This is a genomic window from Streptomyces sp. NPDC048254, assembly GCF_043201895.1.
Lineage (GTDB): Bacteria > Actinomycetota > Actinomycetes > Streptomycetales > Streptomycetaceae > Streptomyces.
In genome coordinates, this window is sequence record NZ_JBICZJ010000002.1 from 882,071 (window position 1) to 903,345 (window position 21,275).

25 protein-coding genes and 1 pseudogene are annotated in these 21,275 nt (G+C 70.9%); 11 read left to right on the forward strand and 15 right to left on the reverse strand.

The genetic code is table 11. The features are described 5' to 3' along the window. The first annotated feature begins 110 nt into the window (after positions 1-110). Both ACGFZQ_RS09320 and ACGFZQ_RS09325 read left to right on the forward strand, forming a co-directional pair. Positions 111-1,211 (forward strand): family 2 encapsulin nanocompartment cargo protein polyprenyl transferase, encoded by a 1,101-nt coding sequence (locus ACGFZQ_RS09320; RefSeq protein WP_393839787.1) that lies wholly within the window; start codon positions 111-113, stop codon positions 1,209-1,211. 423 nt (positions 1,212-1,634) lie between these two features. Next, positions 1,635-1,967: a DUF952 domain-containing protein gene (locus ACGFZQ_RS09325; RefSeq protein WP_351747374.1), complete on the forward strand. Its 333-nt coding sequence runs from the start codon at positions 1,635-1,637 to the stop codon at positions 1,965-1,967. Here the strand turns inward: ACGFZQ_RS09325 and ACGFZQ_RS09330 are convergent. From ACGFZQ_RS09330 to ACGFZQ_RS09355, 6 genes are all read right to left on the reverse strand, one after another. Next, positions 1,964-2,704: a VOC family protein gene (locus ACGFZQ_RS09330; RefSeq protein ID WP_393839788.1), complete on the reverse strand. Its 741-nt coding sequence runs from the start codon at positions 2,702-2,704 to the stop codon at positions 1,964-1,966. The two genes, ACGFZQ_RS09325 and ACGFZQ_RS09330, sit on opposite strands and share 4 nt — an antisense overlap. A 22-nt stretch (positions 2,705-2,726) precedes the next feature. After that, entirely contained in the window at positions 2,727-3,143 is a 417-nt protein-coding gene (locus ACGFZQ_RS09335) for a VOC family protein (RefSeq protein WP_393839789.1), read from the reverse strand. A 50-nt stretch (positions 3,144-3,193) separates the two neighbouring features. Next, the gene (locus ACGFZQ_RS09340; RefSeq protein ID WP_393839790.1) at positions 3,194-4,504 is read right to left on the reverse strand and encodes a Clp protease N-terminal domain-containing protein; all 1,311 of its coding nucleotides are present in this window, start codon (positions 4,502-4,504) and stop codon (positions 3,194-3,196) included. Then, positions 4,485-5,801 (reverse strand): tetratricopeptide repeat protein, encoded by a 1,317-nt coding sequence (locus ACGFZQ_RS09345; RefSeq protein ID WP_393839791.1) that lies wholly within the window; start codon positions 5,799-5,801, stop codon positions 4,485-4,487. The genes ACGFZQ_RS09340 and ACGFZQ_RS09345 overlap by 20 nt, the downstream gene beginning before the upstream one ends. Before the next feature lies 1 nt (position 5,802). Continuing rightward, positions 5,803-6,171, reverse strand: coding sequence for a hypothetical protein (locus ACGFZQ_RS09350; RefSeq protein WP_351747365.1), 369 nt, complete (start codon positions 6,169-6,171; stop codon positions 5,803-5,805). A 112-nt stretch (positions 6,172-6,283) separates the two neighbouring features. Continuing rightward, positions 6,284-6,682: a helix-turn-helix transcriptional regulator gene (locus ACGFZQ_RS09355; protein ID WP_393839792.1), complete on the reverse strand. Its 399-nt coding sequence runs from the start codon at positions 6,680-6,682 to the stop codon at positions 6,284-6,286. Between the two features lie 106 nt (positions 6,683-6,788). On the opposite strand from ACGFZQ_RS09355, the gene ACGFZQ_RS09360 reads away from it, so the two are divergent. The 4 genes from ACGFZQ_RS09360 to ACGFZQ_RS09375 all read left to right on the forward strand — a co-directional run bounded on the left by ACGFZQ_RS09360 (position 6,789) and on the right by ACGFZQ_RS09375 (position 9,722). Next, complete coding sequence (locus tag ACGFZQ_RS09360; RefSeq protein ID WP_393839793.1) at positions 6,789-7,943, forward strand: anion permease; 1,155 nt, start codon at positions 6,789-6,791, stop codon at positions 7,941-7,943. Between the two features lie 14 nt (positions 7,944-7,957). After that, the gene (locus tag ACGFZQ_RS09365; RefSeq protein WP_393839794.1) at positions 7,958-8,188 is read left to right on the forward strand and encodes a hypothetical protein; all 231 of its coding nucleotides are present in this window, start codon (positions 7,958-7,960) and stop codon (positions 8,186-8,188) included. Between the two features lie 33 nt (positions 8,189-8,221). Further along, positions 8,222-9,127 carry a polyphosphate kinase 2 gene (gene ppk2 / locus ACGFZQ_RS09370; protein ID WP_393839795.1) on the forward strand — a complete coding sequence of 302 codons (906 nt, stop codon included), beginning with the start codon at positions 8,222-8,224 and terminating at the stop codon, positions 9,125-9,127. Positions 9,128-9,227: 100 nt separating this feature from the next. After that, entirely contained in the window at positions 9,228-9,722 is a 495-nt protein-coding gene (locus tag ACGFZQ_RS09375) for a GNAT family N-acetyltransferase (protein ID WP_393839796.1), read from the forward strand. A gap of 30 nt (positions 9,723-9,752) precedes the next feature. Here ACGFZQ_RS09375 and ACGFZQ_RS09380 read toward each other — a convergent pair whose 3' ends face one another. Beyond that, positions 9,753-10,148 (reverse strand): hypothetical protein, encoded by a 396-nt coding sequence (locus ACGFZQ_RS09380; RefSeq protein WP_393839797.1) that lies wholly within the window; start codon positions 10,146-10,148, stop codon positions 9,753-9,755. Positions 10,149-10,288: 140 nt separating this feature from the next. Beyond that, positions 10,289-10,549, reverse strand: coding sequence for a hypothetical protein (locus ACGFZQ_RS09385; protein ID WP_393839798.1), 261 nt, complete (start codon positions 10,547-10,549; stop codon positions 10,289-10,291). 50 nt (positions 10,550-10,599) lie between these two features. On the opposite strand from ACGFZQ_RS09385, the pseudogene ACGFZQ_RS09390 reads away from it, so the two are divergent. Beyond that, positions 10,600-10,767, forward strand: a pseudogene (locus tag ACGFZQ_RS09390) (site-specific integrase); the annotation flags it as partial. 7 nt (positions 10,768-10,774) lie between these two features. Here ACGFZQ_RS09390 and sodN read toward each other — a convergent pair. Continuing rightward, on the reverse strand, positions 10,775-11,170 hold the full coding sequence (gene sodN / locus ACGFZQ_RS09395; RefSeq protein WP_055634112.1) for a superoxide dismutase, Ni: 396 nt from the start codon (positions 11,168-11,170) through the stop codon (positions 10,775-10,777). Between the two features lie 145 nt (positions 11,171-11,315). Here sodN and sodX point away from each other — a divergent pair, with 145 nt between their 5' ends. Beyond that, on the forward strand, positions 11,316-11,768 hold the full coding sequence (gene sodX / locus ACGFZQ_RS09400) for a nickel-type superoxide dismutase maturation protease (protein WP_382527928.1): 453 nt from the start codon (positions 11,316-11,318) through the stop codon (positions 11,766-11,768). Here the strand turns inward: sodX and ACGFZQ_RS09405 are convergent. Continuing rightward, positions 11,654-12,301, reverse strand: coding sequence for a CGNR zinc finger domain-containing protein (locus tag ACGFZQ_RS09405; protein WP_351747343.1), 648 nt, complete (start codon positions 12,299-12,301; stop codon positions 11,654-11,656). The two genes, sodX and ACGFZQ_RS09405, sit on opposite strands and share 115 nt — an antisense overlap. Before the next feature lie 100 nt (positions 12,302-12,401). On the opposite strand from ACGFZQ_RS09405, the gene ACGFZQ_RS09410 reads away from it, so the two are divergent. Further along, positions 12,402-13,172 (forward strand): class I SAM-dependent methyltransferase, encoded by a 771-nt coding sequence (locus ACGFZQ_RS09410; RefSeq protein WP_393839799.1) that lies wholly within the window; start codon positions 12,402-12,404, stop codon positions 13,170-13,172. Positions 13,173-13,238: 66 nt separating this feature from the next. Here the strand turns inward: ACGFZQ_RS09410 and ACGFZQ_RS09415 are convergent, their stop codons facing one another. Genes ACGFZQ_RS09415 through ACGFZQ_RS09425 form a run of 3 tightly spaced genes read right to left on the reverse strand, consistent with a single transcriptional unit; the run spans position 13,239 to position 15,953 of the window. Beyond that, positions 13,239-14,039 carry an amino acid ABC transporter ATP-binding protein gene (locus ACGFZQ_RS09415; RefSeq protein ID WP_358919137.1) on the reverse strand — a complete coding sequence of 267 codons (801 nt, stop codon included), beginning with the start codon at positions 14,037-14,039 and terminating at the stop codon, positions 13,239-13,241. Further along, complete coding sequence (locus ACGFZQ_RS09420) at positions 14,036-14,965, reverse strand: amino acid ABC transporter permease (protein ID WP_393839800.1); 930 nt, start codon at positions 14,963-14,965, stop codon at positions 14,036-14,038. Before ACGFZQ_RS09420 ends, ACGFZQ_RS09415 begins: the two co-directional genes overlap by 4 nt. 31 nt (positions 14,966-14,996) lie before the next feature. After that, the gene (locus tag ACGFZQ_RS09425; RefSeq protein WP_393839801.1) at positions 14,997-15,953 is read right to left on the reverse strand and encodes an ABC transporter substrate-binding protein; all 957 of its coding nucleotides are present in this window, start codon (positions 15,951-15,953) and stop codon (positions 14,997-14,999) included. A gap of 585 nt (positions 15,954-16,538) precedes the next feature. Between ACGFZQ_RS09425 and ACGFZQ_RS09430 the strand changes: the two genes are divergently transcribed. Beyond that, positions 16,539-17,771: an NADP-dependent malic enzyme gene (locus ACGFZQ_RS09430; protein ID WP_351747334.1), complete on the forward strand. Its 1,233-nt coding sequence runs from the start codon at positions 16,539-16,541 to the stop codon at positions 17,769-17,771. A gap of 289 nt (positions 17,772-18,060) precedes the next feature. Continuing rightward, positions 18,061-19,026: a zinc-binding dehydrogenase gene (locus ACGFZQ_RS09435; protein ID WP_351747332.1), complete on the forward strand. Its 966-nt coding sequence runs from the start codon at positions 18,061-18,063 to the stop codon at positions 19,024-19,026. A gap of 118 nt (positions 19,027-19,144) precedes the next feature. On the opposite strand, the gene ACGFZQ_RS09440 is transcribed toward ACGFZQ_RS09435, so the two are convergent. Further along, entirely contained in the window at positions 19,145-20,230 is a 1,086-nt protein-coding gene (locus tag ACGFZQ_RS09440; RefSeq protein ID WP_393839802.1) for a helix-turn-helix transcriptional regulator, read from the reverse strand. A 1-nt stretch (position 20,231) separates the two neighbouring features. Then, the gene (locus ACGFZQ_RS09445) at positions 20,232-21,200 is read right to left on the reverse strand and encodes a DUF4097 domain-containing protein (RefSeq protein WP_393839803.1); all 969 of its coding nucleotides are present in this window, start codon (positions 21,198-21,200) and stop codon (positions 20,232-20,234) included. Between the last annotated feature and the right edge of the window lie 75 nt (positions 21,201-21,275).

Sequence of the window (21,275 nt, forward strand, 5' to 3'; positions counted from 1 at the left end):
TTCCGCACTTGGCGGCCGTGTTCCCGCCCTCCGGGGCGGGTACACCCTCGGGGTACGTGCCGAGCCGGGGCGGAGACGCCACCGTATGCGCACTCCGCGAAGGGGAGGCCATGGCCGAGTTCGTGACGGAGCGGCAGCAGCGTGCCACGGGGGTGCCGCCGGAGCGGTCCGAGTCGCTCGACGGGGCCGAGGCGACGGCCATACTCGAGCGGGCCCGGGCCTCCGTCTACCCCGAACTGCACGCGGCCGTCGACTCGTTGCCCGGTTCGATGCGGCGGATCGCGCGCTACCACTTCGGGTGGGAGCAGGCGGACGGCACCCCGGCGGCCGGCGACGCGGGCAAGGCCATCCGGCCCGCCCTGGTCCTCGCCGCCGCCGAGGCGCTCGGCGGACCGGCAGCCCGCGCGGCCGCCGTACGGGGCGCGGCCGCCGTGGAGCTGGTGCACAACTTCACGCTGCTGCACGACGACGTCATGGACCGGGACACCTCCCGCCGGCACCGGCCCACGGCGTGGACCGTGTTCGGTGACGCCGACGCGATCCTCGCCGGGGACGCCCTCCAGGCGCTGGCCCTGCGGCTGCTCGCCGAGGACCCGCACCCGGCGTCCGGCCCGGCCGCCGCCCGGCTCGCCCAGTGCGTCCTCGAACTGTGCGCCGGTCAGCACGCGGACACGGCCATGGAGGACCGGGCCCCCGGCGAGGTCACCCTCGACGAGGTGCTCGTCATGGCCGAGGCCAAGACCGGGGCGCTGCTCGGCTCCGCCTGCGCCCTGGGCGCGCTGTACGCGGGCGCGGCGGCGCAGGAGGTGGCGGCGCTCGACGGCTTCGGCAGGCAGGCCGGGCTCGCCTTCCAGCTGATCGACGACGTCATCGGGATATGGGGTGATCCACGGCGCACCGGCAAGCCGGCCGGCGCGGACCTGGCAGCCCGCAAGAAGTCCCTGCCGGTCGTCGCGGCCCTCACCTCCGGCACCCCGGCCGCGGACGAACTCGCCGAGCTGTACACCGGGCCGCGGGTGCGGGCCGACGCCGACGAGATCGCGCGTACGGCACTGGCCGTGGAGCGGGCGGGCGGCCGCGACTGGGCGCAGGCCGAGGCGGCCGACCGGATGGCCCGGGCGATGCAGGAGCTCGCCCGTGCCGTACCCGACCCCGAGTCGGCCGGCGGTCTGCTCGCGCTCGCCGAGTTCGTGACCCGGCGCAGCAGGTGAAGACCCCGGAGCCCCCGGAACCGTGCGGCTCCTGACCCCGCACGGCCCCCAGGGGCTCCGGCCCGACGGGTCCCGCACATCCCCACGGTGTGCGGGGCCCGCCGATTTCCAGCGTTTTCCACCATTATCAGATGCATTCCACTGTTTTTCGCTGTTTTTGATGGGCGGGGCGCCCGGCCTCGGCCTACGCTGGGGACATGGACAGCCAGGGTCAGGTTTGTCCGGTGTGCGGGCAGACCGTCGCGCGTGTGGTGCATCGGCACAAGACGCTGGGGGCATGGGTACCCGTCTGGAGGCCGGGTCCCTGCCGTAACCCCGACTGCGGCGGGAACCGCACGGAAGAGCAGCCGGCGCCCCCGCCCCCGCCCACGCCGCCCGAATCGGACGATGCGAGCCCTGCGCACTGACCCGTAGCGTGCTCCCATGACCGGACTTCCCAACATCCTGCACATCACCGAGCGCTCCCTGTGGGAGGAGGCCCGGGCACGGGGCGGCTACGAGCTGTCCACCCGCGGCCGCACCCTCCAGGAGGAGGGCTTCATCCACTGCTCCACCCGCGACCAACTCCCGCGCATAGCCGCCTTCCTGTACGGCTCCTACGACGGCCCGGACGAGCTGGTGGTGCTCGTCGTGGACCCGGCCCGGGTCGGCGTACCGGTGAAGTGGGAGGCGGCGGAGCCGGGCGGCGAGGAGTTCCCGCACGTGTACGGGCCGATCCCGGTCACGGCCGTGGTGGACGTGGAGCCCTGGGGCTAGCCCCGGCCCGGAAGTCCGCCGGTCTCCGGGTCCCGGCCGGTCAGGCAGTAGACGCCGCCCGCCGGGTCGCGCATGACCGTCCAGTGCCGGCCGTCGGCCACGTGGACGGCGCCGAGCTCCTCGTGCCGGGCCCGGGTCGCCGCGATGTCCGCGCAGGCCAGGTCGAGATGGGCGGCGGCGGGCCGTTCGTCGGCCAGTCGCTGGAGCAGGATCCGCACGGGCAGCCCGGCCGGTGGCCTGAGCACCCGGAACTCCGGCAGCGCACCGGTCAGCAGCTCCCAGCCGGTCAGCTCCGCCCAGAACGCGGTCTCCGTCTCGTACGCGGACGGCGGGATGTCGAGGCTGACCTGGTCGAGCCGGGTGCCCGCGGCGACCGGCGGCCGTACCGACTCCCCCTGCCAGGGCACCGCGCACCACAACTGTCCGGCGGGCGACCGCAGTACGGCCCAGCCGTCGTGCTCGGCGACCGGTTCGGCGCCGAGTTCCCGGGCCCGCTTCACCAGGCCCGGCACGTCCTCCGCGCAGAGGTCCAGGTGGGCTCCGCCGGGGCCCGAGTCGACGCCCTGGAGCTTGACGCAGGCGTCGACGCCGGTGGCCGGCAGCAGCGTCACGAACTCGTCGTTCTCCCCGCGGGGCGCGGAGAGGAAGGTGCCGGTGACGGCCGTCCAGAAAGCCTGGGCGGTGGCGAGGTGCGCGGCGGGGCGGTCGGCGAAGGCGTATGTCCAGCGGATGGTCATGGACGGGATCGTAAAGGTGCTGCTACGTGTCCCGGCGTTCCGTGAAGCGCAGCAGGTTGCCCGCCGGGTCCCGGAACGCGCAGTCCCGGACGCCCCAGTGCTGGTCCGTCGGCTCCTGGATCACGTCACCGCCGTGTTCCCGCACCCGCTCGTAGAGCGCGTCGCAGTCGGTGGTGGAGAAGATCACCCCGCGCAGCATGCCCTTGGCGAGCAGCTCGGCCATGGCCTGCCGGTCGGCGGGGGAGGCGTCCGGGTTGGCGCCGGGCGGCTCCAGCACGATCTCCACCCCCGGCTGCTGGGGCGACCCGACGGTCACCCAGCGCATCCCCTCGAACGCCACGTCGTTGTGGACCTCCAGGCCGAGGACGTCCCGGTAGAAGGCCAGGGCCTTGTCATGGTCGTCGACGGCGATGAAACACTGCGCGAGTTTTACGTCCATGGGGTCAGGCTAGGAGGAAACGGCCGGCCGCGCCGGATCGGCTCATGGGTTCAGCTCATGGCCCAGACGTAGGGGTCGTGATCGGGAGGTGGGCCGGCCTGAGCGGTGGGGGCCGGGGTGCGGATGCCCGAGGTGGTGGCGAGGGCCTGGGTGACATGGGCGGCCGTGACGGTCAGCGGGCCGTCCGGGGGTGGGTCCGCGCCGGCGGCGTGGGTCCGGGCCAGGGCCGCCGCCTCGTCCAGGAGGTCGAACGCCGAGCCGGGCAGCGCCCGGTCGGGCACGTGGTCGTGGGCGAGGGCGGCGGCCGCCGCCAGCGCCTCGTCGGTGAGTGTCACCGCGTGGTGCTCCTCAAGGCCCGCCCGCCCGGCGCGGAGGATCTCGCGTACGTCGGCGGCGGGCGGCTCTTCGAGCGGGACGGGCTGGACGAGGCGGTCGAGGCCGGGGTCGGGGTCCCGGCGGTCGTAGTCCCTGGGGCCGCAGTCGCCGAAGACCAGGACACCCGGGGCTCCCAGGACCGGGCGGAGCAGGCCGAGGGGGGTGGTGGAGCCCTCGGGCAGGTGCAGGGGAGTGAGGGCGCCGTTCAGGTAGAGGACCAGGCCGGTGCTCTCCCTGACCTCGTTGAGGAGGCCGGCGATCAGGGCGGTGCCGCGGGCGCGGTGCTGGGGGTCGGTCAGGACGGCACTCAGGTCGAGGGCGCGGACCCGGTGGCCGAGGAGGGCGTCCGGTACCCGGCCCTCGCCGACGGCCCGGGCGACCCCCACGGCCACGGCCTCCTTGCCCACGCCGGGCGGGCCGGTGAGGAGCGGGACCCTGCGGTCGCGGCGGGTGAGGGTGCGCAGGACCCGGTCGATCTCGGTGGCGCGGCCGATGACGGGCATGGCACCGGCGGCCGGATCCCGGGTGAGGGACTCCAGCAGGGAGGCGGAGTCAGGCAGGGCGGGGGCCTGCGGGGCGGTGAAGGACGCGCGGACCCGCCCGGGGTCGGCCTGGTGTTCCGTGAGGATGTCCGCCGGCAGGGTGTGCGCGGTGGCCAGCAGCGCGAGCAGGATGTGAACGGGCTGCACGAGCCGGTGACCGAGCCGGTCGGCCTCCCGGGGCGCCCGTTCGAACACGGCGGTGGCCTCACCGGTCAGCGGCAGGTGGTCCCCCGGTTCGGCCGTACCCCTGCCCAGGGCTGTGGTCAGCGCCGCGCGCAGCCCTTCGGCGGGGGTGCCGAGCAGCCGTACGACCTCGGTCTCGTCCGCGACGAGCAGTGCGAGCAGGACATGCCCGGACTCGACGTACCAGTGCCTGAGCGCCCGTGCCTCCTCGCGGGCGAGGTCGACGACCTCCCGCGCCCGGTCACCGAACCTCTCGTACATGGCTCACCCCCGCCAGGTCCGCCCGGGCCCTTCGGGTGTGCGGGTGCTCCGCGCCCAGCAGCCGCTCCCGTATCGCCACCACCTCCCGCAGCAGCGCCAGGGCCTCCTCCCGGCCGCCCGCGAACGCCAGGTTGCGGGCCAGCAGATGCCGGGTCCGCAGCGTGTGCGGATGCTCCGTGCCCAGCACCCGCCCCCGGTCCGCGAGCAGCACCCGGAGCATCCCGACCGCCTCCTCCCGGTGTCCCGCCTCGCCGAGGTTGACGGCGAGGAACTGCCGGGTGCGCAGGGTGTCCTCGTGGTCGGGGCCGAGCAGCCGCACCTGTTCGGCCAGGAGCCGGCGCAGCAGCCCCGCCGCCTCCACGGGGCTGCCGGCGCCACCGAGGCTGTGCGCGTGGGACTGGCGGCCGCGCAGGGTGTCCTCGTGCTCGGCGCCCAGGATCCGGGTCTGCTCGTCGACGATCTCCTGGAGCAGCGCGGCGGCCCCCGTCCAGTCCCCGGCCCGGCCCTGCTCGACCGCGGCCGTGTGGCGGCGGCGCAGCTCGGGTCCGGCGGTGGCGCCGAACGCGCGGTTGATGCCCAGGGCGATCGAACTGGCCGTGCCGGCGCCCCGGTTGCGCGGGGTGGGCAGACCCTCGGCGGCCATGATGGCGTTCAGCCGGCGATAGAGGTCGTCGACCGTGAGCAACTCGGGCCCGCCGACCACCCCTTCGCGCAGCAGCCGGATCAACCGGCCGGAGAACGCGGTGTGCTCCTCGTCGGGGAGGGCGAGGGCGACCTGGTCGCGCTGGGCGGAGGTCAGGACGTAGGTGCCGGCCACCTCCAGCCGGTCGATCCGCCCGGTGTCACCGCTGAGCGAGTCGCCGACGGCCCGGCCGGAGAAGCAGCAGTCGAGGACGACCACCTTGGTCTCGGCGGGCGAGTCCAGGACCGCGTCGCGCAGCTTGTCGTACTCCAGGGAGTTGAACTCGGGCGCCTCCCAGCGGCTGTCCGGCAGCGCCAGGTACAGGGCGTGGCGGCGGCCGGCGACCAGGCCGTGACCGGCGTAGTAGACCAGCAGCAGGTCCTCGGCCTCGGCGACGGCGGAACGCAGCCGGTCGCCGACCGTGCGCAGGTCGCCGTCGTCGAGCAGGACCGTGCAGTGGCTCTCGGGGACGAGCCGGTACGCGGGCTCGGTGAGCAGCCCGGCGAGATCGGTGACGGTCCGCCCGACGGCCGGCAGGTCGGGCAGTGCCGGGTCGGAGTAGCGGCTCGCGCCGATCAGGACGACCCGGGAGCGGTGGGGGTCGGGGAGGCGCATGTCACCCGCCCTGTTCCGGCCGCTCCTCCAGGGCTTGCCGCAGCAACTGTTCGACGTCCTCGCGGCTGACCCGCCTGGCGTCGATCTCGACGGCCGGGCCGTGCTCGTGCCTGACGCTCAGTTTCACGTCGCTGCGGCGCGGCTGGGTGATCCAGGCGCGCAGACAGGAGGCGAGCACGGTGAGCGGGCCGCCCGCGCCCAGCAGCACGGACACCGTGTCGAGCGGGACGCCCAGCCGGCCCTCGGCCGGGGCGCCCCCGGTCAGCCGGACCTTGCCGGCGAGCGCCGGCTCGCCGCTGAGCCAGTCGGTCAGGGACTCGGCGTCCGTGACGGGGGCGGGGCTCAGGACAGAGATGATCGCAGTTGCCAAGGATCCCCCCGATGCGTGCACCGACCTTGCCCGAAGCGTGCACAGACGTCGTCGGGCAACGGTGTCGACCTTGACGGCCAGTGTAGGGCCGGGGCAGCGGAAAGCGACCTGGTCAGTACGGACGGCGACGGGGCCTGGTGAACGTACGGGCCACACAGGACGGGATCACCGTGCTCTCCTCGTGGTCCCGCGCCCGGTACGCGCTCGGCGTCTCCCCGACCAGCTCGGTGAACCGCGAGCTGAAGGACCCCAGCGACGTACAGCCGACGGCCATGCACACGTCCGTGACCGTGAGGTCACCGCGGCGCAGCAGCGCCTTGGCCCGTTCGACCCGGCGGGTCATGAGATAGCTGTACGGCGTCTCTCCGAAGGCCTTGCGGAAGCTGCGCTGGAAGTGCCCCGGGGACATGACGGCCGTCCGGGCGAGCTCGGTCATGTCGAGCGGCTCGGCGTACTCGCGGTCCATCCGGTCGCGCGCCCGGCGCAGCCGCCTCAGGTCCTCCAGGGTCATGGCCTCAGCATGGCATGCACATCCCCCACACGGACCGGGTCTGTTCTTGAACCTTCGTTTGCCTCCGGTTCTCACGCAATTGGTCCGCGCTTGTTTGCATAAAAGAATGGACCACATCACGTTCCTCGTGGCGGTCGTGATCGTCACTGCACTTGCTTTCGACTTCACCAATGGGTTCCACGACACGGCGAACGCGATGGCCACGTCCATCGCGACCGGCGCGCTCAGACCGAAGACAGCCGTTCTGATCAGTGGTGTGCTGAACCTGGTCGGAGCTTTCCTCTCGACGGAGGTCGCCAAGACGATCTCCGGCGGCATTGTGAACGACGCCGTGGTGACCCCCGGGATGATCTTCGCGGGGCTGGTGGGTGCGATCCTCTGGAATCTGCTGACCTGGCTGGTCGGACTCCCCTCCAGCTCCTCCCACGCCCTGTTCGGCGGACTGATCGGCGCGGTGTGGGTCGGCGCCGGCTCGGGGGCGGTCAACTTCGACAAGGTCCTTGAGAAGATCATCATCCCGGCGTTCGCCTCGCCGGTGGTGGCGGGCGTCGCCGCGCTGATCGCGACGTACTGCGCCTACAAGCTCACCGCCCGCGGCCGCGAGTCCTCCGTGACCAAGGGCTTCCGGCTCGGGCAGATCGGCTCGGCCTCGCTGGTCTCGCTCGCGCACGGCACCAACGACGCCCAGAAGACCATGGGCATCATCACCCTGACCCTGATCTCGGTCGGCGCACTCCCGGGCGACGCCGGCCCGCCGGTCTGGGTGATCTTCAGCGCCGGTCTCGCCATCGCCCTCGGCACCTACATCGGCGGCTGGCGGATCATCCGCACCATGGGCAAGGGCCTGACCGAGATCCAGTCCCCGCAGGGCTTCGCGGCGGAGACCGCCTCCACGGCCGTCATCCTGACCTCGGCCCACATGGGCTTCGCCCTGTCCACCACGCAGGTCGCCTCCGGTTCCATCCTCGGCGCGGGCCTCGGCCGGAAACTCGCGGAGGTCCGCTGGGGCATCGCCGGCCGCATGGTGGCCGCCTGGGTGATCACCCTGCCTTGTGCCGCGCTGGTCGGCGGCATCTCCGCGGCCGCGGTCAAGCAAGGCGGCAACTTCGGCACGGTCGTGGTCGCGCTGGTCGGCGCCGCGCTCGCGGCGGGCATCGTCCTGCTGTCGCGTCGCAACCCGATCGACGCGAAGAACGTCAACGACGGCCACGAGGTCGCCATCCGCACCACGCCCCCGTCCAACGTCGGCACCGCCGCCTGAGTGAGGGAGTTCCCATGAGTATCGACTGGACCTCACTGGGGCAGGTCACCGCGGTGAGCATCGGAGTTACAGTCGCAGTGGTGGTCGTCTTCGCCCTCGGTGTCCTCGGGCTCGCCCGTTACGAGGGTGCCAAGGAGCAGGGGGGCACCAGCAGCGTGGGCGTCGCCCAGGCGGGGCTGTGCTTCCTGGCCTGCCTGGCGGTGGTGGCGTACGGCATCTACCTGATCGTCCCGCAGTTCCACTGACCCCTGACCCACTGAGCCGCTGAGGAGGACTGGATGACGACGCCGGACCTGCTGTCCGACCTGGCCGACCTGAAGGTCGACTACAGCGACCCGGACGACCCCGTACTGATCCGCCCGGACGGATCCCCGATCGACACCTGGCGGGAGAACTACCCGTACGCGTCCCGCATGGAGCGCAAGGAGTACGAGTGGCACAAGCGGCTCCAGCAGATCGAGCTGCTGAAGCTGCAGACCTGGATCAAGGAGACGGGACGCCGGATCGTCATCGTCTTCGAGGGACGGGACGCGGCCGGCAAGGGCGGCACCATCAAGCGCTTCACGGAGCACCTGAACCCCCGTGGCGCGCGGGTGGTGGCGCTGGAGAAGCCCAGCGAACGCGAGAGCGGCCAGTGGTACTTCCAGCGCTACGTCGAACACCTGCCGACGGCCGGTGAGATCGTCCTCTTCGACCGGTCCTGGTACAACCGGGCCGGCGTCGAGCGGGTCATGGGCTTCTGCTCGGACGACGAGTACCGCCGCTTCATGCGCCAGGCCCCGCTGTTCGAGCGGATGCTGGTGGACGACGGGGTGGACCTGGTGAAGTTCTGGTTCTCGGTCTCGCAGGGCGAGCAGCGGACGCGCTTCACCATCCGCCAGGTCGACCCGGTACGGCAGTGGAAGCTCAGCCCGATGGATCTGGCCTCGCTGGATCTCTGGGACAACTACACGGCCGCGAAGGTCGCGATGTTCCGCGAGACGGACACCGAGTACGCGCCCTGGACCGTGGTGAAGAGCAACGACAAGAAGCGGGCCCGGGTCGAGGCCATGCGCAGCGTCCTGGCCCGCTTCGACTACGCCAACAAGGACGAGGAGGTCGTCGGCAGCCCGGACCCGCGGATAGTGGGTGCGGCGGCGGGCCTCCTGGAGGCCGGCGAGGACGACCACGGGGGCCATCACTAGCACCGGCGAACAGGGCGGGGGCCGACCGGACCTCCGGCCGGCCCCTTTGCTTTCGGAACGGGATGGACACGACTCGGCGCGGTGCCCGAGGATCTTCCGTATGATCCGTGCTGCCACCGAGAACGACATCGCCGAGATCCGCCTGATGATCAGCGAACTCGCCGCCTACGAACGGGCCGTCGAGCAGGCCCGGGCCACCGAGGAGCAACTGCGCGAGGCGTTGTTCGGCGCGCACCGGGCCGCCTACGCGCTGATCGCCGAGGACGACACCACGGGCGGGGTCGTGGGCTTCGCCCTGTGGTTCCCGCGCTTCTCGACCTGGACCGGCACCCGGGGCATGCACCTGGAGGACCTCTACGTACGGCCGCACGCCCGCGGCGGCGGCCACGGCCGGGCCCTGCTCGCCGCCCTCGCCGCGCTCTGCCTGCGCAGCGGCTACGAGCGGTTCGAGTGGTGGGTGCTGGACTGGAACCAGTCGGCGATCGACTTCTACAAGTCGATCGGGGCGGACTTCCTGGACGAGTGGCGGGTGTGCCGCCTGACCGGCGACCCGCTCGGCGAACTCGCGGCCCGGGCCCCGGCCGTTGCGCCGTAGATCCTCGTCGCCGTGTTCAGGCGTCGGAATTCAGGCGTCGAGGTATGTCGTCGCACCGGCGACGAGGGTGCCGATGAGCAGTGAGAGAGCAGCCGGGACATAGCGGGTCGGCCACTGCCTTCCCTCGTTGTCGGCGAGCCGGGTCCGGACGAGGGCGTGAGCCGAGAGTCCCGTGGTGAGCGGAATCGACACGGTTCTGAGCTCGTCCATGTCGAAGTGCGGGGTTCGATCGGTTGCCCCTGCGCCGATGAGCACGCTGAGCAGTGAAGCCGCGACGACATGAACGGAAAAGGGCCACTCCAGATACTGGCGCCTGGGGCTTCGGGTCCGGGCCGCCCACAGGGCCATGACCAGGAACGTGGCCGTGATGATGGTGGCGACCAGCAGAGCGATGACTCCGGCCGGTTTCCATATGGAACTGGACATGGGGGATCCGATCCGGGGCGTGGGGTGCGACGGTCTTGATGGGTGTCTTGCGGACTGGGTGCGGACTGATGAGATCTGGTGGTGGACGAGATCCAAACCTGACTCAGGCAGGTCGCCAACTCCCGTCCTGCGCCCTCTGGTTAATCGCCCTCTACGGGATTCCAGTTGGTCTCCTTGATCTCCGTCAACAGCGCCTCGCGCTGCCGTCGCGAGAGAGAGTCCTCGTTGACGCTGTGCATGCCCCATGGGATGGGGCAGGGCCCGTCATGGTTCGGGTCGGGGCACAGGAGGTCTGAAATCCGGTCCATCAGTTCCTCGTGCTGAGCAGCCGTGGCGACGAGCGCGATCTTCACCTGCCAGAGCCCGGGCTGCTCCGGGGGCTCTTGTGCGGGGTCCGGCACGAGTTGACCTCATGTTCCGTGGCGCGGTGCCGACCGGGTAGAGCTGGACGGTCCTCGGCCACGCGTCCGCCGTCATCACGCTGCGGGTCTACGCGCACCTGTGGCCGGGTGAAGAAGACCGCACCCGATCCGTCATGGACGCCGTTCTCGGCGGCCTGCGGACCGGGTGCGGACTCGGAGACACTGCAACCAAAGTAATCGCAGGTCAGAAGGCATGAATAAAGATCAGGCCTTCTTGGTCTCCCAGAAGATCTTGTCGATCTCGGCGATGAGCTCCAGGGCCTTCTCGCCGGTCTTCGGGTCCGTGGACGCCTTGGCGGCGGACAGGGCCTTCAGGGTGTCGTTCACCAGAACGTGCAGCTGGGGGTACTTCTCGAAGTGCGGGGGCTTGAAGTAGTCGCTCCAGAGCACCGACACGTGGTGCTTGGCAAGCTCGGCTCGCTGCTCCTTGATGACGGTGGCGCGAGCCTGGAAGTGCGGGTCGTCGTTGGCGGCCATCTTCTCCTGCACGGCCTTCACCGACTCCGCCTCGATGCGGGCCTGGGCCGGGTCGTACACACCGCAGGGCAGGTCGCAGTGCGCGCTGACCTTGACCTTGGGGGCAAACAGGCGGGAAAGCATGGAGCATTCCTTCCTCGTGATCGTCTTCTCAGGTGGGACATTACTCCCTGGGAAGCCTGATTTCGCGAGTGCCCCCATGGGCTTCGGACAAAAGTCCAGGGTCAGACTGAGACTGGTGGAGGAACGGACCGGGGAGGTGCCGGCGATGCCGGAGCTGTCGCAGGAGACCGAGCGGGGGAGGGGCGCCGCGCCCTTCGGACTGGCCGAGGTGACCGGCCCGTCGATGGTGCCCACGCTGTACCAGGGGGATCAGCTCCTGGTGCGGTACGGGGCCAGGGTGAGGGCCGGTGACGTCGTCGTCCTGCGCCACCCCTTCCAGCAGGACCTGCTGGTCGTCAAGCGGGCCGTGGAGCCGCGCGAGGGCGGCTGGTGGGTGCTCGGGGACAACGCGTACGCGGGCGGGGACAGTACGGACTACGGGACGGTGCCGGAGGAGCTGATCCTCGGCCGCGCCCTGTTCCGCTGGCGGCCGCTCAAGGCCGGTCAGCGTTCGCCGCTGGCACTGGCGCGCTGGGCGCTCTCGGCGGCCCGCCCGGTGCTCGCCGACCGCTCGGGCAGGTCGGGCCGGTCCGCCTCCAGGCGTTTGCGGGCCCGGTAGGCGGCCACGTTGGCGCGGGTCGCGCAGCGGTCCGAGCAGTAGCGCCGGGAGCGGTTGGTGGAGGTGTCGAGATAGGCGTTGCGGCACGGCGCGGCCTCGCACAGGCCGAGCCGGTCGACGCCGTACTCGGTGAGGTGGAAGGCCAGGCCCATCGCCGCGATCGCCGCATAGCCGGCGGTGGCGTTGGAGGGGTGGTCGGCCAGGTGCATGTGCCACAGCGGGCGGTCGTCCTCGTCCCGGTGGTCGTGGCCGGAGATCTGCGGCGACACCGGGAACTCCAGTAGCAGTGAGTTCAGCAGGTCCACGGCCAGCGTCTCGTCGCCCGTGTCGGCCGCCTCGAAGACCGCGCGCAGCCGGGCCCGTACCGAGCGGAAGCGGGTGACATCGGCGTCGGTGGTGCGGCGGGCCGCCGACGCGTTGACCCCGAAGAGGTCGCGGACGGCCTCGACCGAGGTCAGGGAGTCCTTGCCGCGGGCCGGTTCCTCGCTGTTGACGAGCCGGACGGCGTAGTCCGAGTAATAGGCCAGTTCCACTTGTAGTCCTTACGAGGGTGCTCTACGGTCAGTGGTGCGGTCGGGTAACAGCCGATCGTGCTTCCAGGGTATTACGGGACTTGTGCGGTGGAGGGTTGCCATGACGGACGCGCAGACGACCACGACCGGGACCGACTGGGGTGCCTGGCAGAGGAGCTGGGACCGGCAGCAGGAGTGGTACATGCCGGACCGCGAGGAACGCTTCAGGATCATGCTCGACATGGTCGAGGCGCTCGTCGGTACGGCCCCTCGGATCCTCGACCTCGCGTGCGGCACCGGCAGCATCACCGCCCGGCTGCTCGCCCGCTTCCCGACGGCGGTGAGCGTCGGGGTCGACCTCGACCCGGCCCTCCTCGCCATCGCCGAGGGCACCTTCGAGGGCGACGGGCGGGCCACGTTCGTCACCGCCGACCTCAAGGACCCCGAGTGGCGCGCGAGGCTGCCGTACGACTCCTACGACGCCGTCCTGACCGCCACGGCCCTGCACTGGCTGCACAGTGAACCCCTCGCGGCCCTCTACGGTCAGGTCGCGGAACTCGTCCGCGACGGCGGTGTCTTCATGAACGCGGACCACATGATCGACGACAGCACGCCCCGGATCAACGCGGCGGAACGGGCGCAGCGGCATCTCCGCATGGATCAGGCCAAGGGGTCGGGGGCGCTCGACTGGGCCGAGTGGTGGCAGCTGGCCGCGCAGGACCCGGTACTGGCCGGGCCGACGGCCCGCCGGTTCGAGATCTACGGCGAGCACGCGGACGGCGACATGCCCCCGGCGGCCTGGCACGCGCGCGTGCTGCGGGAGAAGGGGTTCGGGGAGGCCCGGGCGGTGTGGTGCTCGCCTTCGGACACGCTGCTGCTCGCCGTGAAGTAGAGGGACCGAAGGGGCGGTACGACAAGAGTCGTACCGCCCCTTGGGTTGGCGTCGGCCGTAGTCCTGCTACAGCACCTTCGACAGGAACGACTTCGTGCGGTCGTGCTGGGGGTTGGTCAGGACGTCGCGCGGGTGGCCGGACTCGACCACCACGCCGTCGTCCATGAAGACCAGGCTGTCGCCGACCTCGCGGGCGAAGCCCATCTCGTGGGTGACGACGATCATCGTCATGCCGTCCTCGGCGAGGTCCCGCATCACGTCCAGGACCTCGCCGACCAGTTCCGGGTCGAGCGCGGAGGTCGGCTCGTCGAAGAGCATCAGCTTCGGCTGCATGGCGAGCGCGCGGGCGATCGCCACGCGCTGCTGCTGGCCGCCGGAGAGCTGCGCCGGGTAGTGGCCCTTGCGGTCGCCGAGGCCCACCCGGTCGAGGAGCCGCTCGGCCCGCTCCCGGGCCACCGCCCTGGACTCGCGCTTGACCTGGACCGGCGCCTCCATGACGTTCTCCAGGGCCGTCATGTGCGGGAAGAGGTTGAAGCGCTGGAACACCATGCCGATGTCCCGCCGCTGCGCCGCGACCTCCTTCTCCTTCAGCTCGTAGAGCTTGTCGCCGTGCTGGCGGTAGCCGACCAGATGACCGTCGACGTACAGCCGGCCGGCGCTGATCTTCTCCAGATGGTTGATGCACCGCAGGAACGTGCTCTTGCCGGAACCGGACGGGCCGATCAGGCAGAACACCTCGCGCGGCAGCACCTCCAGGTCGATGCCCTTGAGGATGTGCGCCAGCCCGAACGACTTGTGCACGCCCTCGGCCTTGACCATCGGCGCGCCGCTGCTCGGCGGGGTGATGTCCTTGGCGAGACCGGTCATCGGGCCACCTCCGGGCGGCGGAACGAACCGAACAGGCGGAGGTTCTTGCGCAGACGCTGGAACGGCGTCGGCGGCAGGTTGCGCGTCGAACCGCGGGCGTAACGGCGCTCCAGGTAGTACTGGCCGACGCTGAAGACGCTGGTGAGGATCAGGTACCAGATCGACGCGACGAAGTACATCTCCACGACCGCCAGCGAGGTGCTGGAGATGTCCTGGGCGCGCTTGATCAGTTCGTTGAACTGCACCGCGTACGCCAGCGACGAGGTCTTGAGCATGTTGATGAACTCGTTGCCGGTCGGCGGCACGATCACCCGCATCGCCTGCGGCAGGATCACCCGGCGCAGCGTCTGGCCGCTGGTCATGCCCAGCGCGTGCGAGGCCTCGGTCTGGCCCTCGTCGACCGACTGGATGCCGGCCCGGACGATCTCCGACATGTACGCGGCCTCGTTCAGGCCGAGACCCAGCAGCGCCGCCAGGAACGGCGTCATGACCTGGTTCATCTCGTCCTTGTAGAACCCCAGGTTGAGGATGGGGAACACGAGGGACAGGTTGTACCAGAGCAGCAGCTGCACCAGCACCGGAGTACCGCGGAAGAACCAGACGTACAGCCAGCCCACGGTGCTGGTGACCGGGTTCGAGGACATCCGCATCACCGCGAGGATGATGCCGAGGACCAGGCCCAGGACCATCGCGAGCACCGAGATGTACAGCGTGTGCCAGACGCCGGACAGGATGGTGCCGTCCGTGACGTAGTCCGGGATGATGCTGTAGTTGATGTTCGCGTTGGAGAAGGCGATACCGATCAGCACCAGGACGGCGATGACGGCGGCGCCGGCCACCCAGCGGCCGTAGTGGCGGACCGGGATGGCCTTGATCTGCTCCGGCGGCACCGCTGGCGCCGGAATCTTGTCGACCGTGTCAGTCACAGTGACAGCCCTTCAGTCTTGCCCGGGTTCCTCAGGAGCCGCCGTTGGTCTTCGCCTCGGTGACCGCGCCCTGCGTGACGTTCCACTTCGACAGGATCTTCTGGTATTCGCCGTTCTTGATGATCGCGTCGAGGGCGGCCTGGAGGGCGTCACGCAGCTGGGTGTTCTCCTTGGTGACCGCGATGCCGTAGGGGCCGGCCTCGATCTGGTCGCCGACGACCTCGAAGTCCTTGCCGCCGCCCGAGGTCTTGGCGTTGTAGGCCGCGACCGGGAAGTCGTTCAGGTCGGCGACGGACGCACCCTGCTTCAGCCGGAGCAGCGCCTCGGGGTCGGTGTCGAAGGTCTGCAGGGTGATGGCCTTCTTGCCGTCCTTCGTACACTTCGTGCTCTGCGCCTTGGCGATGCCCTCGGAGGTGGTGCCCTGCTGCAGGGCGACGACCTTGCCGCACAGGTCGTCGAGGGACTTGATGCCCTTCGGGTTGCCCTTCTGGACGAGGATCGAGGTGCCGGCGGTGAAGTAGTCGACGAAGTCGACGCCGTTGCCGACCTTCTTGCCGGTGTCGGAGTCGATGCCGTTCTGGCGGTCCTTGGTGTCGTTCATCGCCGACATCACCATGTCGAACCGCTTGGACTGCAGACCCACGATGAGCTGGGCGAACTTGCCGTTCTGGAAGTCGAACTTGACGCCCAGCTGCTTGCCCAGCGCGTCCGCGATGTCCGGGTCGACGCCGACGGCCTTGCCGCTCTCCATGTACTCGACCGGCGGGTAGGCGATGTCCGAGCCCACCTTGATCACACCGGCCTTGCGGATGTCGTCCGGCAGCTTGCTCGCCAGCGGGGCCGAGGACGAGGAGGAGCCGGTGTCGCCGCCCTGGTCCGTCTGGTCACCGCAGCCGGTGAGTATCAGGGCGCCTGCGACCGCGATCGCACCGAACGCTGCGGTCCTGGAGCGCGCGACAGTGGTACGACGGGTGGAGCTTGCGGTCATGGTGGGTTCCTCCGGCGGTGGGTTGGACAAGCCGATATACCGATGTGTCTGATATGTCGATATGCCGATGGGTCGACGGAAACACACACCATCGGGTGTCGCGACCTCGTGGGTTTACGGCATCCTGCCATTGGGATTGCTCCATTCAGGCGTGTCACGATGTCAAAATCGGATAACGGGTGACCCCCGGAACACGACGGGTAGGGCCTTCCCCGGCCCGTCGCCCCGCACATCTGCGGGAATCCGACCTTCTGGGCGGAAGATCTTCGGTTCACCGCCGGTTCATCCCGGGCCGTACTCCGTGGTCGTCTTCCGGTCACTCGCACCGCTCATCTGTCGGTTACCTACGACATCCGTGATGTGACCTTGCGCCTATTCGACTCGTCGTGGGAGCGGTCCGTCCGGTAAGAAGGTTCTTTACACCCCTCATCCGGGGCTCCAGGGCGCGTGTGCGGCGCGCCCGTCGCGCAGGTGCTCGTACGTGCCACTCGTACGTATCAGTGATCGGGCCCTGCGCGGTGCCCGTCCACTCCCTCACCGGGGAGCGGCCGACCCTCAACCATGCATACCTAAGGGGTAAGACAAGTGGCAGCGGAGATCGTCAATCCTCGCAGCGACAGCACGCCGGGCAATTCGGACCAGGACGGTGGGGCCGAGCCCCTCGATTCCTTCGATCCGGCGTTCGCGCTGCACCGCGGCGGCAAGATGGCCGTGCAGGCCACCGTGCCGATCCGTGACAAGGACGACCTTTCCCTCGCGTACACGCCCGGAGTCGCGCGCGTGTGCACCGCGATCGCGGAACAGCCCGAGCTGGTCAACGACTACACATGGAAGTCGTCCGTCGTGGCCGTCGTCACCGACGGCACGGCCGTGCTCGGACTCGGGGACATCGGCCCCGAGGCCTCCCTCCCCGTGATGGAGGGCAAGGCGATCCTCTTCAAGCAGTTCGGCGGCGTGGACGCGGTGCCGATCGCCCTCGCCTGCACCGACGTCGACGAGATCGTGGAGACCGTCGTCCGGCTCGCCCCGTCCTTCGGCGGGGTCAACCTGGAGGACATCTCGGCACCGCGGTGCTTCGAGATCGAGCGCAAGCTCCAGGAGCGGCTCGACATCCCGGTCTTCCACGACGACCAGCACGGTACGGCCGTCGTGACGCTGGCGGCGCTGCGGAACGCGGCGCGGCTCAGCCGGCGGGAGATCGGGCAGCTGCGCGCGGTGATCTCGGGCGCCGGCGCGGCCGGGGTCGCGATCGCCAAGATGCTGGTCGAGGCCGGCATCGGGGACGTCGCCCTGGCCGACCGCAAGGGCATCATCTCGGCCGACCGGGACGACCTCACCGCGGTCAAGCGCGAGGTCGCCGGGTTCACCAACAAGGCCGGGCTCAAGGGCACCCTGGAGGACGCGCTGGCCGGTGCCGACGTCTTCATCGGCGTCTCCGGCGGTACGGTCCCGGAGGAGGCCGTCGCCTCCATGGCCGAGGGCGCGTTCGTGTTCGCCATGGCCAACCCGAACCCGGAGGTGCACCCCGACGTCGCCCACAAGTACGCGGCGGTCGTGGCGACCGGGCGGTCGGACTTCCCGAACCAGATCAACAACGTGCTGGCGTTCCCCGGGATCTTCGCGGGCGCGCTCCAGGTGCGGGCCTCCCGGATCACCGAGGGGATGAAGATCGCGGCGGCGGAGGCGCTGGCGTCGGTCGTCGGTGACGACCTTGCGGCGGACTACGTTATTCCGTCGCCGTTCGACGAGCGGGTCGCGCCGGCGGTGACTGCGGCGGTGGCCGCGGCTGCGCGCGCCGAGGGCGTCGCCCGCCGGTAACCCGGATGGCCCCGCCCTCTCGGGCGGGGCCATTTCTTTGCCCGCCCGCCCACCCGTTCGGGTGGCCGAGGGGCGACCGTCGCCGTGGGGGCTGCCGCCCCCAGACCCCCGTATCGGGGTGGCCGGAGTCGTTGTTTCGGTTCCGGTGGGTGGGGGCCGGTCGCGCCCACGCGGCGGAGCCGCATATCGAAAACGGCCCGCGCCTCTTACGTGGCGTTGTGCGCAAGAGGGGATGTGTCACAGCGGCCCCCGGTTTCGCCCTCGGCCCCGGGAACCTATCGTCGGCCCTATGTTCGCCGTCTACGCCGCCCGAATCGACCGCGACCAGCCGCTCTCCGGCCTTGAGTTGGGGGACCGTCCCGCCCCCGAGGCCCGCCCCGGCTGGAGTACCGTCGACGTCCGGGCCGCCTCCCTCAACCATCACGACCTCTGGTCCCTGCGCGGCGTCGGCCTCCCGGAGGAGCGGCTGCCGATGATCCTCGGCTGTGACGCCGCCGGTGTCGACGCGGACGGCAACGAGGTCGTCCTGCACTCCGTGATCGGGCAGACCGGCCACGGGGTCGCGCCGAACGAGCCCCGGTCCATCCTCACCGAGCGCTACCAGGGCACCTTCGCCGAGCAGGTCGCCGTACCCACCTGGAACCTCCTGCCCAAGCCGAAGGAACTCTCCTTCGCGGAGGCCGCCTGCCTGCCCACCGCCTGGCTGACGGCGTACCGGATGCTGTTCACCAACGCGGGCGTCCGTCCCGGTGACTCGGTCCTCGTGCAGGGCGCGGGCGGCGGGGTCGCCACCGCCGCGATCGTGCTCGGCAAGGCCGCGGGGCTGCGGGTCTTCGCCACCAGCCGGGACGAGGCGAAGCGGAAGCGGGCCCTGGAACTGGGCGCCGTCGAGGCGGTGGAACCGGGCGCCCGGCTGCCGCAGCGCGTGGACGCCGTGATCGAGACCGTCGGCGCCGCCACCTGGTCCCACTCGGTGAAGTCGCTGCGGCCCGGCGGCACCATCGTCATCTCCGGCGCCACCAGCGGCGACCGGCCCTCGCACGCCGAGCTGACCCGGATCTTCTTCCTTGAGCTGAAGGTCGTGGGCTCGACCATGGGGACCAAGGACGAGCTGGAGGACCTGCTCGCCTTCTGCGCCGCCACCGGGGTACGCCCGGTCATCGACGAACTGCTCCCGCTCGACCGCGCCCGCGAGGGCTTCGCACGGCTGGAGTCAGGCGACCAGTTCGGGAAGATCGTCCTGACCAACTCCTGAGCGGCGGGCGAGCGGCCAAGTCCTGCGCGAGGGGGACGTGAGGGGACGTGAGGGGGACGTGAGGGGGAGGGGAAGCGGGCGGGCCGTGTGGGGGCGGCCCGCTGTCGCTCGCCGGTCCTCAGGACTTCGGGCCGCGCAGCAGCGCTCCGATGCGGGCCGCCGCCGTGGACAGGTGGCGGCGGGTGTCGCCGAGCTGCTCCGCGGTGACTCCGTAATCGCGGGCCGCGTCCCGGATGTCGTCGCGGAAGCGGTCCAGGAGCCGGTCGAGGTCGCGGGCCGGGTCGCCGGTGCCGGTCTCGTCGCCGTGCGCCCACTCCGGGACGTACTGCGCCGGGAAGTCCTCCGGGGTCTCCGCATACTCCGGTGTCGGAGTCTGTGCCTGGGGCGGGGTCGGCTTGCGGAGGTCCGGGCCTGACCCGGGCTGCGGCTCGGTCCGGCCGCCGAAGCCGAAGTCCTTCCCGAAGTCCTTGCCGTAGTCCTTTCCGAACTCCCCGAACTCCTTGGCGAGTTCGGCCAGGCCCTCGCGGACCCCTGTCGGCCAGTCACCGCGGGCGAAGTGGTCCTGGACGTGCTCCTGCACCCGGTGGGCGATGCGCTGCATCTCCTCCTGGGCCTGGGCGCGGGCCCGGGACTGGGCCTCCTGGGCCTGTCGGCGGGCCCGCTGGGCCTCGTCACGGGCCCGGCGGCTCTCGTCCTTGGCGCGGCGGGCCTGCTCCTTCCACTCCTGCTTGACGCGCCGCATCTCCTCCTTGGCGGCCCGCCAGGACTCCCCGTCACCGAGGTCACCGAGGTCGCCGCTCCCCGTCCCGCTGCCGCGCCGGGCCTCGGAGGCGGCAGCCCGCACCTCGCGGCGCAGATCGCCGGCCGCGCCGCGTACGTCGGCCCTTATCTCCGCGGCCAGTTCGGCCACCGACTCGCGGATCTCCAGCTCCAGGTCGGCCAGCTCGCCGCTGCGGTCGGCCAGTTCGGCGCGGCCGGCGTCCGTGATGGCGTAGACCTTGCGGCCGCCCTCGGTGGTGTGGGTGACCAGACCCTCGGCCTCCAGCTTGGCGAGGCGGGGGTAGACGGTGCCCGCCGACGGGGCGTACAGGCCCTGGAAGCGCTCTTCCAGCAGCCGGATCACTTCGTAGCCGTGGCGCGGGGCCTCGTCCAGCAGCTTGAGCAGGTAGAGGCGAAGGCGGCCGTGGGCGAAGACGGGAGGCATCTCAGAGCACCTTCTTGTCGGTCGTACCGTCGGCCGGGGCTGCGGAGCCGGAGCCGGAGCCGGACTCGGACCCGGCGGTGGGCGCGGAGGGGGCGGCCGGACCCGTCGGTTCCGAGGGGGCGGGCGTCGGTTCGGCCCCCCAGGCGGTCTTCTCGTCGTCGTCCTCCTTGGGCGGGCGGCGCAGCAGGGCGATGGAGCCGGAGACCGTGGTGGCGCGGAGCTTGCCGGTGCCCGCGCCGAGGCGGCCGGTGATCTTGTGGGCGCCCCACTGACCGTGCACCCGCAGCCCGTCGAAGGCGTTGGAGATCGTGCCGCTCGCGGTGTTGGCCTCGACCTCGGCGTCGGCCGGATGCGGCAGCCGGATGGCGATCTCGCCGGAGACGCTGGTCAGCCGGACATCCGTCGGGCCGTCCGGGTCCAGGTCGATGATCATCGAGCCGCTGACCGACTCGGCGCGCACGGCGGAGCCCGAGCCCTCGACGACGGTCAGGTCGCCGGACACGGAGTTGAACCGCAGGTCACCGGTGACGGCCTGGGCCTCCAGGTTCCCGGAGACGGTGTCCGCGCGGACCTCGCCGGCGAGGCCGACCAGGGTCGTGTCGCCGGTGACGCCCTTGACCACCGACGTACCACTGATCCCGGAGACGACCGCGGCGGCGCCGACCACGCCGACCTCCACGCGGGTGTCCGCCGGGACGGCGAGCGAGACGACCGCGCTGCGCCGCCAGCCCTTGCGGTCGAGCCACTTGAGGAAGCCCTTCCAGGGCAGGTCCTCGTAGGCCACCGTGAGGGTGCCGTCCCGGTGCGTGACGATCAGGGGCGGGCCCTCGATCTCGGAGACTTCCAGGCGGGCGGAACCCTCGTCCGTGCCCACGACGTTGACTGTTCCGTTGACGATGCGCACGTGCAGATCGCTCACGGGGGTGTCGAAGGTGAGCTTCCTGGGCTCAGCGACGGACCACTCGGACATGGTGCGGACCTCCCTCGGCCGGGCATGACGGCTGGACACGGACGCGCATGCACGGCTCGCGCCATATCGCGTCTT